The 15,211-nt window shown below is 66.1% G+C and carries 13 protein-coding genes; 7 read left to right on the forward strand and 6 right to left on the reverse strand.

What is annotated here, in order from left to right:
• The first annotated feature begins 45 nt into the window (after positions 1-45).
• On the forward strand, positions 46-3,636 hold the full coding sequence (locus tag ABD648_RS13300; protein WP_282215433.1) for a glycosyl hydrolase family 95 catalytic domain-containing protein: 3,591 nt from the start codon (positions 46-48) through the stop codon (positions 3,634-3,636).
• A 53-nt stretch (positions 3,637-3,689) separates the two neighbouring features.
• Here ABD648_RS13300 and ABD648_RS13305 read toward each other — a convergent pair whose 3' ends face one another.
• Complete coding sequence (locus ABD648_RS13305; RefSeq protein WP_282215434.1) at positions 3,690-4,421, reverse strand: FadR/GntR family transcriptional regulator; 732 nt, start codon at positions 4,419-4,421, stop codon at positions 3,690-3,692.
• Positions 4,422-4,662: 241 nt separating this feature from the next.
• Here ABD648_RS13305 and ABD648_RS13310 point away from each other — a divergent pair, with 241 nt between their 5' ends.
• From ABD648_RS13310 to ABD648_RS13335, 6 genes are read left to right on the forward strand one after another with little or no spacing between them, the layout of a single operon-like run.
• Positions 4,663-5,955, forward strand: a complete 1,293-nt coding sequence (locus ABD648_RS13310; RefSeq protein ID WP_282215435.1) for an ABC transporter substrate-binding protein — start codon at positions 4,663-4,665, stop codon at positions 5,953-5,955.
• Positions 5,956-5,959: 4 nt separating this feature from the next.
• Positions 5,960-6,865 carry a carbohydrate ABC transporter permease gene (locus ABD648_RS13315; RefSeq protein WP_282215436.1) on the forward strand — a complete coding sequence of 302 codons (906 nt, stop codon included), beginning with the start codon at positions 5,960-5,962 and terminating at the stop codon, positions 6,863-6,865.
• Positions 6,862-7,731 carry a carbohydrate ABC transporter permease gene (locus tag ABD648_RS13320; RefSeq protein WP_282215437.1) on the forward strand — a complete coding sequence of 290 codons (870 nt, stop codon included), beginning with the start codon at positions 6,862-6,864 and terminating at the stop codon, positions 7,729-7,731. The genes ABD648_RS13315 and ABD648_RS13320 overlap by 4 nt, the downstream gene beginning before the upstream one ends.
• Positions 7,732-7,759: 28 nt before the next feature.
• Positions 7,760-8,938 carry a mandelate racemase/muconate lactonizing enzyme family protein gene (locus ABD648_RS13325; protein ID WP_282215438.1) on the forward strand — a complete coding sequence of 393 codons (1,179 nt, stop codon included), beginning with the start codon at positions 7,760-7,762 and terminating at the stop codon, positions 8,936-8,938.
• Positions 8,922-9,773, forward strand: a complete 852-nt coding sequence (locus ABD648_RS13330) for an RraA family protein (RefSeq protein ID WP_282215439.1) — start codon at positions 8,922-8,924, stop codon at positions 9,771-9,773. The genes ABD648_RS13325 and ABD648_RS13330 overlap by 17 nt, the downstream gene beginning before the upstream one ends.
• Positions 9,774-9,784: 11 nt before the next feature.
• Positions 9,785-10,720: an aldo/keto reductase gene (locus ABD648_RS13335; RefSeq protein ID WP_282215440.1), complete on the forward strand. Its 936-nt coding sequence runs from the start codon at positions 9,785-9,787 to the stop codon at positions 10,718-10,720.
• 8 nt (positions 10,721-10,728) lie between these two features.
• Here ABD648_RS13335 and ABD648_RS13340 read toward each other — a convergent pair whose 3' ends face one another.
• The 5 genes from ABD648_RS13340 to ABD648_RS13360 all read right to left on the reverse strand — a co-directional run bounded on the left by ABD648_RS13340 (position 10,729) and on the right by ABD648_RS13360 (position 15,181).
• The gene (locus tag ABD648_RS13340; RefSeq protein ID WP_282215441.1) at positions 10,729-11,061 is read right to left on the reverse strand and encodes an L-rhamnose mutarotase; all 333 of its coding nucleotides are present in this window, start codon (positions 11,059-11,061) and stop codon (positions 10,729-10,731) included.
• Between the two features lie 109 nt (positions 11,062-11,170).
• Positions 11,171-12,142 (reverse strand): glycoside hydrolase family 130 protein, encoded by a 972-nt coding sequence (locus ABD648_RS13345; protein WP_282215442.1) that lies wholly within the window; start codon positions 12,140-12,142, stop codon positions 11,171-11,173.
• A gap of 30 nt (positions 12,143-12,172) precedes the next feature.
• The gene (locus ABD648_RS13350) at positions 12,173-13,015 is read right to left on the reverse strand and encodes a carbohydrate ABC transporter permease (protein WP_282215443.1); all 843 of its coding nucleotides are present in this window, start codon (positions 13,013-13,015) and stop codon (positions 12,173-12,175) included.
• Entirely contained in the window at positions 13,012-13,908 is an 897-nt protein-coding gene (locus tag ABD648_RS13355; protein ID WP_282215444.1) for a carbohydrate ABC transporter permease, read from the reverse strand. Before ABD648_RS13355 ends, ABD648_RS13350 begins: the two co-directional genes overlap by 4 nt.
• 4 nt (positions 13,909-13,912) lie before the next feature.
• Positions 13,913-15,181: an extracellular solute-binding protein gene (locus ABD648_RS13360; protein ID WP_282215445.1), complete on the reverse strand. Its 1,269-nt coding sequence runs from the start codon at positions 15,179-15,181 to the stop codon at positions 13,913-13,915.
• Positions 15,182-15,211 lie beyond the last annotated feature (30 nt).

The raw sequence follows: 15,211 nt of genomic DNA on the forward strand, positions 1-15,211 counted from the left end.
TGAAGAGCGAGAAAGCAGCGGAAGCAGATGATCAAACGGACGAGGATGATCCTCGCCACACTCGTGGCAGGAACCCTGATCGGTGCCGGCATGCAGCCGGCGGCAGTTGCCTCCCCCTCGGCGGTCGAACACACCGCGACGCAGTCGACGGCGGCACAGAAGACGGGGAATTGGGAGCAACTGAAGTACTCCTGGACAACCCCGGCAAACGGGAACGACTACTCCGGCACCATCGTCGGCAACGGCCGAGTCGGAGCCAGGGTCGCTGGTGGTGTCGCTGCCGACACGCTCCAGCTGAACGACTCCACCTTCTGGTCGGGGGAACCGACAGACGACAACAACACGAATCGGCGCACGGCGCTGGCCCAGACTCGACAGTTGCTGGCAGATGCCGACGCGGCGACGACCGTCGCGCAGCGAGAAACGCTGCTGAAGCAGGCTGAGACAGCGGCCCAGGGGATGTGGGGCCGGTCGTCGAACGGTTCGCGTTTCCTGCCGGTGGGAAAGCTGCTGCTCGACGTGTCGGGAACATCCGGCTATACGGGTTACTCCCGTGTGCTCGATCTGGATCAGGCCACCGTGACCACCAGTTACTCCGTGGGTTCGACGCGGTACACGCGCGAGGTGTTCGCGAACCACCCGGACAACGTGATCGTGATGCGGATCTCCAACGACAAGAATCAGCCGATGAGCGTGACGGCCAAGCTGGCAGCTCCGCCGGAGATGGCCGGTCACTCGTCGGTACAGGCGAGCGGCAACGAGATCATCATGACGGGAACGGCACCGCACAAGCCCGGAACGGCATCAGTCTGGGCTGCGGGCAAGGGGATGACATTCGACGCGCGCCTGCGCGTGCAGACCGTGGGCGGAACGGTCGTGCCCTCTTCCGGCAACCTGGCGATCACGAATGCGAGTGAGATCGTCTTGATCTACTCCAGCGCGACCAGTTACAAGGATCCCTTCACACCGCCGAACCCCAGCCAGGGTGGCAACGATCCCGCACCGATCGTCGATGCGACGATGGATGCGGCCGCGTCCAAGACCTATACGCAGTTGAAGGATGCCCATCTGGCTGACTACCGGAACCTGTTCCGCAGGCTGTGGTTGGACGTCAACGGCAACACCGGTGCGGGCATCGAGAACGTCAAGACCTACCAGTACACGCGCTACGAGATGATCTCCTCCTCCCGCGCGAACACCACGGACAGGCCCCACAATCAGCAAGGTCTGTGGAACCCGGAGTGGACAGCGGTCAACGAGTCGTCGCACTTCCTGAACGAGAACCTCGAGAAGTACTACGCACTGATCGAGACGGGCAACCTCTCCGAATCCGGCGATCCGCTGTGGAAGTTCTTGAAGAACCTTGCCCAGAGTGGCGCTCTCACCGCGGACAAGGACTGGGGATTCGATGGCTGGACGGCGTCGCACTTCACCGACATCTGGGCGCCGACCGAGCTTGCGAACGCGAACAACGAGTGGGCGCTGTGGCCCATGGGCGGGGTGTGGATGATGTCGGTCGTCTACGACCACTACCTCTTCACCCGGGACACCGACTTCCTTGAGAACGACGCCTACCCGATGCTCAAGGGAGCTGCCGAGTTCGCACTCGACCTGCTCGTCGCCGACAAGAACGGCAATCTGGTGACCTCTCCGTCGACCTCTCCCGAGCATCGCTACCGCCTGTCTGACGGCACAACCGTCGCCGTGGGCCGGGGTGCTACCGGAGACACGGTACTGATCCGTCAGCTCTTCCACGATGTCCTCGAAGCCACGGAGATCCTGGGGCTCGACAGTCCGGCAGACCAGGACTTCGTAGATCGCGTCACGGCGGCGAACGCCAAGCTGCTTCCCATCACGATCGGAGCGCAGGGCGAGGTGAAGGAGTTCAACAACGACTACGCGCCGGCTGATCCTTCGCACCGGCATGTCTCGCACCTGTTGGGCGCGAGCCTCCGCGATGTGATCTCGGAGCAGACGACTCCGGAGCTCTTCGAGGCGCACAAGGTGTCTCTCGACCTTCGAGGCTCGGGTGGATACCACCCGGACAAGTCGTTCATGTGGGCACGCCTCGGTGCGGGCGATAAGTCCGTGGCGGCGCAGGCGGTCTTCTCGAATCAACAGTGGGTCAATCAGTGGGGTCCACTGGGTGCCTCGACTCCCGAACTGCTCGTGCAGAGCCACACCGGAGTGATCGACCTGCTTCCGGCCCTCCCCTCGGCGTGGACCACCGGCACGATCGATGGTGTCAAGGTGCGCGGCGGACACGAGATGCGCCTCACGTGGGCGAACGGTGCCGTGACGTCGGCGAGTCTCGCCGCCGCTACATCCGGTGCGGTGACGATGCGCAGTACGCTCTTCAACTCCCAGTTCCGAATCACAGACGCGGCAGGAGCATCGACGCCCCATACCGTCAACAACGACGGCACCGTCACGCTCTCCGTGGTGGCAGGAGGACAGTACTCCTTCGAGATCACGGGATCCGTCTCGATCAGCGCCCCCGCGTCGATCGTCGGCGGAACGCCCACCGATGTGACGGTCGCCGTCACGTCCGCAGGCGGGACGGTTCCCGCAGGAACATTGCAGCTGAGTGCACCGCAGGGGTGGGTCGTGTTCCCCTCGTCCCGCGCCGTGGGGGCCACGGGTGTCGGTGGCTCGACGACCGCCGTCTTCCAGGTGCGTGCGCCGATGAACTTCGACGGACAAGGCACCCTGGAGGCCGCAATGACCACCGGCAACAGCACTGCGGCCTCGGTGGGCAGCACTGTCACCGTCACCGATCCTGGATCGGTCCCGTGCACGGAGATGACGGTGACCGCGTTCAGTACCCAGGAGACCGCGGCTGAGAGTCGGCCCGCGTCCAACCTCGTCGACTGCGCGTCAGATCCGGGGTGGACGAGTCAGTGGAGTTCGAACTCGATGCCGCCGCCGCACTGGGTCGTGGTGGACCTCGGAAAGGAGCGGAAGCTGCTCTCCGCGGGCTGCACGGCGCGGACCGTCGTGAACGGACGCATCAAGGACGTGCGCGTCGAGACCAGTCTCGACGGCGCCAACTGGACGCAGTCCGTCGAGGGAACGTTCGCCAACTCGACCGCACCGCAGTGGTTGGGCCTCAACGGCACTCCGGCCCGATACGTGCGGATGACAGGACTGTCCTCGCACGTGGGACCGTGGATCTCCTGTGGAGAGTTCAACGCCAAGGAGCAGATTGCCGCGCAACCGGTGACCGTGGAGCTCGTCGCTCAGCACAGCGACAAGTGCATGACGATCGCGGGAGCCGGCACGTCCAACGGCGCCCAGGTGCAACAGGCCACCTGCGCGGATGCAGGGAACCAGAAGTTCGCCCTGACGGATGCCGGCGGCGGGAGCTTCACGCTCGTGGCTCAGCACAGCAACAGCTGTGTCGACATCCCCGGAGCGAGCACCACCAACAGCGTGACGGCGGTGCAATGGGGCTGCTCGACGGCGACGAATCAGCGCTTCACTCTGAGCGATGGAGGAGACGGCTACCAGTTGGTGGCCCAGCACAGCCAGAAGTGCCTCGACGTGGGTGGCTCGAGCCAGGCGGAGAACGCCGCTGTCATCCAGTACTCCTGCAGCTCGAGTGCCAACCAGCGGTGGGATCTCGTGCGGGACTGATTCAGTCCACGGTCAGATGACGCCGTCGGCTCGGAGGATTCGAGCCGACGGCGTCACACTGTGGAAGCGGCGCGCCGCGACGTCGGTGGGTCGGCTCGTGGACGCTCGTGCTCGACGAGGTAGGCGTCGAGCCATGCGCGGGCGGCGCCGACGTGGAGCAGCGCGGTGGCCTCGGCCAGGTGTGCGTCTCCCGCTTCGATGGCTTCGAGGATCTTCCGGTGGAAGTCGATGGTGAGGTGCACGGCGTCATCGCTGACGATGCCTCCCCAGATCCGCATCCGCACGGTCTTGCTGGTGAGACCGTCGAGGATGCTGTTCAGCGATTCGTTCTCGGCCGCGCGCACGATCGCGGCATGGAACTCCAGGTCGGTGCGGACGAGATCCTCGATCTCGGTCTGCGCGCTGTTGCGCTCGTAGGCTGCGCGGATGTCTGCGAGTTTGGCGGGAGTCATCCGTTGCACGGCAAGGCGCACGGCGGCGGGCTCGAGCAGTTCACGCACCTCGAGCACCTGGCGCACCGTGTCGTCTCGCATCATCTCGACCGCGAAGGCGATGCCTTCGAGCAGCTGCGCCGGCTCGAGGCTCGAGACGTATGTGCCGGAACCGTGACGCACGGTCAGGACGCGCATCTGCTCGAGGACCCGTATCGCTTCCCTCAGCGAGTTGCGGGAGATGCCGAGCGTCTCGGCGAGTTGTCCCTCCTGTGGCAGGCGGTCTCCAGGCTGGAGGTGCCCGTCGATGATCAGACTGCGGATCCTGTCGACAGCATCGTCGATCACGGCCATCTTCTGCCTCCTCGGGCTTTTCTCACTCAGCGGCCTGCGCGATGCCGCTGTACCGGCGCATTGTCGGAACGGCAGTCAAGTTATCCGAGAACTTTGCCGCCTTGACCACCGGCGGTGCGCGTGTCTATCATTGCATCGTCGGAGAGGTAGGAGAACTTCACTCCGACTCATCCCATCACTCGAGCAATCCGTCCGCCAACTGTAGTGGATCGCCGAGCGCAACTCGAAGAAGAGAGCCTCAATGAAGAGCAGAAACCTGGCGATGCTCGGCATCGCCGCCGTGGGGGCCATCGTGCTGGCCGGTTGCTCCGGCGCGGCGTCCGATGCTCCCGAGCAGGATGCCGATGCCTCGATCACCGTCTGGGTCGACGACACCCGCACCGCGCCGGCCGAAGAGTATGCTGCCGCGCACCCCGAACTGAAGGTGAAGATCGAGCCTGTCGACAACACCCAGGGAGCGATCTCCTCGCGCATCGCCTTGGCGACGAAGGCGGGAGACGACCTTCCCGACGTCGTCTTCCTGTCCACGCCGGACGAGCTCTCGTCGCTCCTGGCGAATCCCGTGAACTTCCCGCTCGGGCTCGATGGGGACATCGATCAGGGTGTGCTCGACGGTTTCGCGGAAGGATCGACCGGTGCTTGCACCTTCGGCGGCACTGTCTACTGCCTGCCCAACGACATCGCCCAGACCGTCGTCTACTACAACAAGCCGCTTTTCGAGCAGTTCGGCTACACGGTTCCGACGACCTTCGACGAGTGGCTTGCCCTGGGGGAGAAGCTCGCCGTCGAGCACCCCGGATACTCGCTCGGTACGGTGAACGCCCGCTACGGACTGGACGCCTACTACGCCTCCAGCCAGTGCGAGCTGACCGACTCGGACGATCCGACCACCGTGACCTTGGACCCGACGGCCGAGGAATGCACGCGAGTCAACGCGGTCGTCGGACCGCTTCTGGCCAACGGCACGCTTTCCACCCTCGACCCGTTCGACCCGGCCTTCGTCCCGCTGGTCACCGACGGCAAGATGCTGGCCACGATCTCGCCGTCCTGGATGGGGGAGTACGGCATCAAGCCGAATTCTCCGACCGAAGGACAGTGGGCTGTCGCCCTGACCCCGTCGTGGGGCGGGACAGACGAGCACGTCTCCGGAGCGGTCGGCGGCGGCGTCTGGGTCGTTTCCGCGAAGTCCGCGAATCAGAAGGCGGCGATCGAGTTCGCCACCGCGCTGAGCACCGACCCGGAGATCCAGTCGGCGGCACCGACCTACCCGGCCGACACGGCGAGTGCGGAGAAGTGGCTCGAGAAGGTGTCGGCCGACCCGTGGTACGCGGAAGACCCCAGCGCGGTGCTCAGCGAGGCCGCAGGGCAGCTCAGCCCCACCCAGGGATATGTCCGATACAACACGCAGCTGTTGGACAACTTCAACGCCACGGTGATCGCCGATGCCGGCGGAGACATCGATGCCGCATGGGCCACGTTCGGCGAGCAGGCGCTCGCCGCCGCCAAGGCCGCGGGATACACGGTCAACAAGTGATCTCATGACCTCAGTGAAAATGGTGGCACGGCGTCCGAGACGCCGTGCCACCGGCTGGAGCTTCGTCGCCCTCTACGTCGTGCTGCTGGTGGCGTTCGGTGTCGTTCCGGTCATCTATGCCATCGTCACCGCCTTCTTCGTCACTCCGGTGGTCGGCCCCACGTACTTCAGCCTCCTCGACAATTTCGCCGCCGTTCTCGCCGACTACCGTCTCCCGGTCGCCGCCGTCAACGTCGCGATGTATCTGCTGATCTGGCTGCCGCTGCTGCTGGTCGTGGTCTTCGTGATCGCGCTGGTGCTCGACGCGAAGCGCACACGGCTCGGCGCACTGACCCGGTTCATCTCCTACGTGCCCGGCGCCGTGACCGGATCGGCTGCCGCGCTGCTGTGGCTGTTCATGTTCTCGCCGGCGGTCAGCCCGATCGGTCCGCTCCTCGCTCCGCTCGTCGGGGCGAACGGCATCATCATCTCCGACAGCTCGCTACCGATGATCCTCGCCGTCATGGGAGTCGCGATCGGAGCCGGTGGCTGGATCGTGATGCTCTACGGTGCGCTCACCGCGATTCCGCCCGAGCTGATCGAGGCGGCGCGTATCGACGGGGCGAACGTCTGGCAGCAGGCCCTGCACATCAAGCTGCCGCTGATCCGCAGCTACGTCGCGTTCATCCTGATCGTCTCGTTCGCCGCCGGATTCCAGGTGTTCGTCGAACCGCAGGTGCTGGGCACCGGCGCCCGCGGACAGGTGAGCTCAACGTGGTCGGTGAATCAACTCGTGTACTCCTACGCATCCGGGGAGTCCAACTACGGACGAGCGTCCGCGCTCTCGGTTCTCCTGCTGATCATCACCGTGACGGCTGCGGTGATCATCATCCGCAAGACCAAGTTCTACTCGATTGACGGCCGCTCATGATCGCCCGACTGAGCGGTCGACTGGGCCGCAACATCCTCCTGCTGTCCGCGCTGCTGTTCTTCGGGGTGCCGGTGCTCTGGCTGTTTCTCGCCACGACGAAGACGAGCGATCAGCTGCGGAACGATGCACCGATGTCATTCGGGAGCTTCGAGCAGATCGGGATCGCCTGGTCGCACCTGATCGGCTACAACGACGGGATCATCGCCACCTGGACGCTGAACTCGATTCTGTACACGCTGGGCAGCATGGTGATCGCGCTCCTCGCCTGCGTCCCGGCCGGCTACGGCCTGGCGAAGTTCCGCTTCCGCGGACGCGGTGTCGTGCTCTTCCTCACCCTGGTCACGATGGTCGTGCCATCGGCCGCGTTGATCCTGCCGCTGTACCTGCAGATGTCCGCGGTCGGACTCACGAACACTCCGTGGTCGGTGATCCTTCCGTTGGCGTTCTACCCCTTCGGCGTGTACCTGGTGTACCTGTTCGCCGCGACGACGATCCCCGACTCGGTGATCGAGGCCGCGCGGCTGGACGGGCTGTCCGAATGGGGGATCATGATGCGGATCTTCCTGCCGCTCGCAGTCCCCGTGATCGTGATGGTCGCGTTCTTCGCGTTCGTGAACGCCTGGAATGCGTTCTTCCTGCCGTACATCATGCTCACCGACTCGGACCTCGCGAATCTGCAGACAGGACTCCAACTGCTGATGCGCAACACCAACGCGCTCGGCGGAGCCAACTTCACCGGCATTCCGATCCGCGAACCGGAGATCGCTCTCGCCGCGATCGTCTCGGTCTCGCCCATCCTCCTCATCTTCCTCTTCGCTCAGCGCCACCTCGTGGCCGGCCAGACCGCCGGCGCCGAGAAGGGCTGAGGATCGCACCACCGAAAGGCACAACCCAGTGAAGATCACCAAGGCGACGACCCTCGTCGGCACCCGGCTGCACGAGCGGGAGGACCAGTGGATCACCGACCGCTACCGCAGTGTGAAAGCGGACATCGCCGTCGTCATCATCGAGACCGATGGGGGCCTCGCCGGCATCGGCGAGGCGTGCGCGTACGGAAACCCGCTGCAGATCGCCGACTGGGTCGAGTGGTACGCGCCGTCGCTCATCGGAGCCGACGTCGATGACCTCGGAATCGTTCCTTCGCCGACAGGCAGCGCGATCGTGCACGCTGTCGGTTCCGCCCATGACTTCGCGGTCGCGGGCATCGACTGCGCATTGTGGGATCTCCGCGGCAAGCAGTCCGGCGTCTCCGTCAGCCGGCTGATCGATGCTGCGGCAGACTCGTCGGTCGACGTCTACGCCTCCGGTGGGGTCCGCTACGACTGGCGCGCCGACCCGCGCACCCTCATCGATGAGGTGGTCGGCCATGTTGCGGCTGGCTACTCGGCGGTCAAGATTCGCCTGGGCACGTATTGGGGGTGGGACGCGGTCACCCCGGAACGATTCCTCCGGCTGTTCGATGATGTCCGCCGCGAGGTCGGCCCGGACCTCGGGATCGCCGTCGATGGGAACAGTCGACTGACTCGCGCGGAGGCGCTGACCGTCGCCCGTGGACTCGACGAGCGCGGCGCGCTCTGGTTCGAGGAGCCGATCGCGAAGGACGACCTGGACGGCTACGTCGAGCTCAACCGCAGCGTGGGGCTGAAGATCACCGGTGGTGAATCGTTCACGACCCTGGAGCAGTTCCGGCCCTGGATCGAGCGCGGCGCCTTCGACATCGTGCAGCCCGACGCGGGCGTCTGCGGAATCACGGAGCTGCTGAAGATTGGACGCTTCGCGGACCGCGCGGGGCTCGAGCTCGTCCCGCATTCCTGGCACAACGGGCTGATGGCCATGGCGAACGCTCACGCGGTCGCTGCCCTCCCGAACGCCTCGATGCTCGAGGAATGCATGGTGCAGGGTCCGCTCAAGTGGAGCTCGCTCGTCGGCGGCTCGCGAGTGGACGCAGGGCGCATCGATCTCGGTGAGGCGGCCGGGTTCGGCGTCGCACTGATCAACGACCTCGAGACGCGCTTCCCGTACATCGAGGGCCACTACGCCGTGGAGGTGTTCCGCCGTGAGCACGCAGCCTGAGGGAGCCATCGCGCCCATCGCGATCGGGCCGGACGGCATCCCCGAATACCGCATCGAGGGGGCATGGTCGCTTCCTGTGAAGGGCCCGACGATCGCCCCCGTGGATCCGGAGCTCGTGGAGGCGTTCCGAGAGGTCTCCTCCGCCACCGCCTCGGCGAAGCTGCACCAGATGGGCATCACCCGAACCTTCATCGAAGGGCCGAGGCCCACGAAGTCGGGCCGGCACGTGGTGGGCCGCGCCGTCACTCTGCAGTTCATGCCGATGCGCGAGGACATCTATTCGGATGCCGGCGTCACGCAGGAGTACGTCGAGCGCGCGACCGCGCTGTGGGCCGTGCTCGACTTCATCGAGCCCGGTGATGTGCTCGTCGCGCAGGCGTACGGTTCGCTCCGCTCCGGTGTCGTGGGAGAGATGCTCGCCCACCACCTGCACAACCGCGGTGGGGTGGGCCTGGTCGTCGACGGCGGCATCCGGGACTCGGGTCGCCTGGCAGAGATCGATCTGCCGATCTGGGCCAACGGAGCCACGCCGCACTACGCCTCGCAGGGCACGCTGCTCCCGTGGGGCTATCACGTGCCCGTCGCCGTCGGGGGTGCGCTCGTCCTTCCGGGAGACCTGATCGTCGCCGACGACGACGGTGCGGTCGTAGTGCCGATCGCGAAGGCCTGGGAAGTGGTCGAGTCCAGTCGCACGCACGAGGCCTGGGAGGACTTCTCCCGCGCGAAGCTCGCGCAGGGAGGAGCGCTGAGGCGGTACTACCCGCTCGACGACGTCGGTCTCGCCGAATACGAGGCGTGGGAGCGGGATGGCAGACCGCCGGTGGGCGACGCATGATTCCGTCTGCGATGCCCGTGACGCGCATCGGCCTCGGAGCGGCGCAGTTCGGCAACATGCACCGCGTGACGACCGACGAAGAGTCCGAGGGTGCCGTCATCGCGGCGTGGAACGCGGGGATCCGCTACTTCGACACCGCTCCCCATTACGGACTCGGCCTCTCCGAACGGCGGCTGGGGCGTGCGCTGCAGGCCTATGGCCGCGGCGACTTCGCCGTCTCGACGAAGGTCGGGCGTCTCCTCGAGCCGAGCCCCGAGACCGCAGACCAACTCGACCCCGAGGGCTTCGTGGTGCACGCCGACGTTCGGCGCCGTTGGGACTTCAGCCGCGACGGCATCCTCCGTTCGGTCGAGGGCAGCCTCGACCGGCTCGGACTCGACCGCCTCGACATCCTGTACCTGCACGACCCGGATGCGCATTGGGAGGAGGCATCGACGACAGGGATGGATACCCTCGTCGAGCTGCGTGAACAGGGAGTGGTGGGCGCGATCGGCGCGGGGATGAACCAGTCGGCCATGCTCACGGAGTTCATACGACGCACCGACGTCGACGTGGTGATGGTCGCTGGTCGCTACACGCTGCTCGACCTTTCGGCGCAGGAAGATCTGCTGCCTCTTGCGGAGGAACGCGGGGTCGACGTGGTCGCGGCCGGCGTCTACAACTCCGGACTGCTGAGTGCTGCGGTCGTCGCCGACGACGCTCACTTCGACTACGCCCCGGCGCCGAGACCGCTGATCGAGCGCGCTCGCGCGATCGCCGCCCTCGCGGAGGCTCACGGCATCCGGCTTCCAGACGCCGCGGTGCAGTTTCCGCTGCGGCATCCCGCGGTGGCCTCGGTGGTCGTCGGCACCCGCACAGCAGCACACGTGCAGAGCAGCGCGGCCAGAGCATCGGCGGATATTCCCGACGCGTTCTGGTCGGAGCTCGCCGAGAGCGGGGTCGCTTAGCCCGGGGCCTACCTGCCGCCGTGCTGACCCGACTCGTCCATCGCCCACACCAGGTCGAGGATGCGGTCCGCGTCCGGAGCATCGTCGAGGAGATCGGCGATGATGTCATCCCATGCCGGGTCGATCGGTCCGAGCCCACCGATCTCCTCCAGGAAACGGGCGTAGCCGACGATCGTGTCGATGCTGTGGAACAGAGTCGAACCGTCGATCCAGATGTGCCATCGTTCGACTCCGGCGCGGCGGATCGCGGCGTGGACGGCATCCGGGATCTGCGCGTGTATGCGCGCGTAGTCCGCCTCTCGGCCCGGACGGATGCGAGTACGTCGTCCGACGGTGATCATCGCAGGCTCATCGCTCTCTGGGCTGTCGGCACACCGCCAGCGTATTGGTGGCGACGCACGGTTCGCGGACGTCCGGAACAGGCGGCGTGACGTGTCGGTCAGCTCCGGCTCACTCCCGCAGCGCACGGCCCCACGGCTCTGCCGGGTCGTGGATCGCGACCGCGAGCGTCGTGTCGGACTGGCCGTAGTACGCGAACCACTTCTCCTGGAACTTCACGAGGCCCTCGACGAAGGTCACGTTCGAGACGAGCCCGTGCCTGTCCTCGAAGGTCTGCGGACGCAGCCACGGCTCCTGCAGGCGCGCGATCACCTTCGTCGGCTCATCCGGGTCGATCGCGATCTGACCGCAGCGGTAGTCGACGTCGACGGAGCCGTCGTCGTTCACGACGCGGGTGGCGCCGTTCGTCAGGAACAGCAGCAGGCCGTTGTCGGTCACGACCGGAGAGGTGCCGATCTCGACGAGCGCCTCGTCCCAGGTGCCGGGCGTCGGCGAGTACATCGGATCGGTGTCGGCCGTGCCGGGGGTCCAGTGGATGAGGTCGTCGCTGGTCGCCCAGTAGATCGCCCCCTCGCCGAAGTACATCCACCACTTACCGTGCATCCGCTGCGGCACGATGACCCCGGCCTTCGACCAGTTGAACCCGCGGGGGTCCATGGTCTTGAAGGTGTCGAAGTCGTCGAACAATGGGCCGTGCTTGGTCCAGGTGCGGAGGTCCGTCGAGGTCGCGAGGCACAGCTGCGCGCTGCGGCGATCCCACCCCGTGTAGGTGAGGTAGTAGGTGCCGTCGATCAGTGCGATGCGCGGGTCCTCGCAGCCGTAGGTCTCGTAGTCCTCGGACGGCGACAGGATCGGCGCATCCTCGCGGGTGAAGGTCACGCCGTCGCTCGAGCGGGCGATGCCGATGTGGGAGATGATGTCGTCGGCGTGCGCCCGGTAGAGCAGCACGACCTCGTCGCCGTCGACGATCGCCGCCGGGTTGTAGAGGTTCGCCGACTCCCAGCTGTCGCCGCGCGGGCGCAGGATCGGGTTGCCCTCGTACGGGGTGAACGGACCGAGGGGGAAGGAGGCTCCGGAGAACATGGATGCCCTTTCTGGCTGGACAGCGAGTGATCAGCCCTTGACGGCTGCGCCGAGGTCGGTGGCGCGGAAGAACCGCTGGAAGACGATGAACAGGATGACGACGGGGAAGGCGAGCGCGGTCGCGCCGGCGAGGATCGCCCCGTTGGGGTTCGCGGTGGACTGCGCCACGTTCGAGATGTAGTTCGCGAGAGACACGGCGAGCGGCTGCAGCGTCGCATCCTTCGTGATGAGGAACGGCCAGAGGAACTCGTTCCACGGACCGATGAACGTGACGAGCACGACGGTCACCAGCACGGGCCGGATGAGCGGGATCGCGACCGAGGTCAGCAGGCGGATCTCGCCGGCCCCGTCGATGCGCGCCGCCTCGAAGATCTCCACGGGCAGCGCCTTGAAGAACTGCACGAAGATGAACACGGCGGTCGTGTTGATGAGGAACGGCAGGATCATGCCGAGGTACGAGTCCCCGAGTCCGTAACTGCGGGTGATCTGCACGTACAGCGGGATCATCAGCAGCTGGAACGGCACCATCTGCACGAGCAGCATGAGCACCCAGACGACGCCGCGTCCGCGGAAGTCGAGACGGGCGATCGCATACCCGGCGAGCAGCCCGAACACCACGGTGCCGAGCAGCACGCCGGCCGTGAAGATCAGCGAGTTCAGCAGAGAGCCCGCGAGGTCGATCCGCGAGTCGATCGCGACGAAGTTGTCGACGGTCCATCCGCTGGTCGGGAAGAGCTCGTTCGGCGCGTTCGTCGGACTCTCCTGGAACGCCCCGACGAGCATGAAGTAGAACGGGAAGGCGAATCCGATCGCCGCCACCGTGAGCAGGACGATGCTCAGGATGCGGGGGGCCTTGCTTCTGCGTTTCATCATCGCTCCCTGGTCGCGCGGTTCGCCGCCAGCGACAGCATCCCGACGAGGATCACGAGGATCATGCCGATCGCTGCGGCCGTGTCGGGGTTCTGCTGCTGGATGCCCAGCTGGTAGATGAGCAGCACCGGGGTGGAGGAGGCGCCGTCCGGCCCTCCGCCGTTGGTGAGCAGATACGGCTCGGTGAAGAGGTTGGCGCCGGTGATGATCGACAGGATCAGCACGAGCGTGGTGGCGCTGCGGACGCCGGGGACCGTGACGTGCAGGAAGCGCTTGAAGGCGCCGGCGCCGTCGGTCTCCGCCGATTCGTAGAGCTCCTTCGGCACGTTCTGGAGCGCCGCGAGATACAGCAGGATGTAGAAGCCCAGCTGCTTCCAGGTCACGTAGAGCGCGATCATCGGCATCGCGAGCCCGCTGTTCACGAGCCACGACGGATCGGGCGCGAGCGGGCCGAGGATCGAGTTGATCAGTCCGTTGCCCGAGAACAGCAGCATCCACACGCCGACCAGCGACACGCTCGCCGTTAGGTACGGCACGTAGAACGCGACCCGATACGCGGCCACCCAGCGGATGCCGGTGTTGAGCGCTGCGGCGAGCACGAGCGAGAGCACCGCGGTCAGCGGCACGTTGATCACCAGGAAGGCCAGCGTGTTGCGGAACGAGCCGAGCACACGCGGATCGGTGAGCACGGTGACGAAGTTCTCGAACCCGACGAACGGGCGGTCGGGCTCGGTGCCCGGGGCGGTGAAGAAGTAGTCGTGGAAGGCGATGTAGACAGCGAACGCGAGCGGATACGCGAAGATCGCGATCACGAACACGAAGTACGGCAGCGCGAAGAGGCCGCCGATCGGTTGCGCACCCAGCCATCGGGTGCGCAACCGCCGGTTGTCGGTCATCGGATCACTCGGCGACGAGCTCGTCGATCTTGGACGAGGCGTTCTTCAGGAAGTCGTCGATCGAGTCCTTGCCGAAGATCACCGCGGGGGAGTACGCGTCGCGGAACGCCTGCCAGGCCTCCACCGAGTTCGGGATGCTGGGCACGTCGGCCGTGGCCTCGGCCTGCTCGGCGAATGCGACGTAGTTCGGGTTCGCCTCGAAGTAGTCCGCGAAGGTCCCGGTCAGGTCGGTGCGCATCGGCATCTGGCCGGTGGCCTCGAGGAACTGCCCGTCGCTCTCGACGCTGGTGGAGAACTTCAGGAACTCCCACGCGGTGCCCTGGTTCTCGCAGGCCGTGAACATCGACACGCTCTTCGAGTCGGCGAAGGTGACCGGGTTCTCGCGGCCGTCGCTCGTCGGCACCGGCATGAAGCCGACGTCGACGGTCTCAGCGTAGGACGGGATCGCCCAGGGCCCGGCGAGCTGCATGGCGGTCGTTCCCGCCGACATCGCGTCATCGGTCGCGGCCTCGTTCGGCGCCAGCTTGTCCTTGTAGATCGTCGCCCAGAACTCGGCGACGGTGCGTCCGGCATCCGAATCGATCGTCGCCTTGCCGTCTTCGACGAGCATGGTGCCGTCGGTCTCGGCGAGGTAGAGCGGGTAGTAGTCGAACCACGGCTGGTAGAACTCGCTGGTCGGAGCGGGCCAGATCGCGCTCTGCACGCCCGAGTCGACGATCTTCTGTGCGCCCTCGAGGAACGCGTCGTACGTGTTCATCTGCGGGTTCTCCGCATCGATGCCCGCAGCCGTGAACAGCGCCTTGTTGTACATGACCATGACGGGGTTCGACTTCCACGGCAGCTGGTAGTAGCTGCCGTCGGTGGAGTACGACTCGACGTCGCCGCCCCGCTCGGTGATGTAGTCGCTGCCGCCGTCGATGGTGCTCAGGTCGACGAGGCCGCCCTGCTTGACCCACCCGGATACGGCCGCGGGCGCCACGTTGTAGACGAGGCACGGCGCGGTGCCGGCGGTGATCGCGGCCGTGATGGCCTCTTCCGACGAAGAGCCGGCGGGAATCTCCTGCGCCGTGACCTTCTCATCCGGATGCTCGGCGTTCCAGGCCTCGACGACCGCCTTGCCCCACTCGACCTCCTGCTCGTTGTTCGAGAGCCAGACGTCGATGGGCCCGGTGGCGTCAGCGCCGCCTTCGCCCCCGCCGCCGCCTCCGGCGGAGCATCCGGTGGCGATGAGTGCGGTGGCGCCGATGAGCGCGAGTGCGCGGATCTTCTTCATGGTGTCCTCCTCGACACGAGTGGATCTGGT

The organism is Microbacterium luteolum (assembly GCF_039533965.1).
GTDB classification, from domain to species: Bacteria; Actinomycetota; Actinomycetes; order Actinomycetales; family Microbacteriaceae; genus Microbacterium; species Microbacterium luteolum.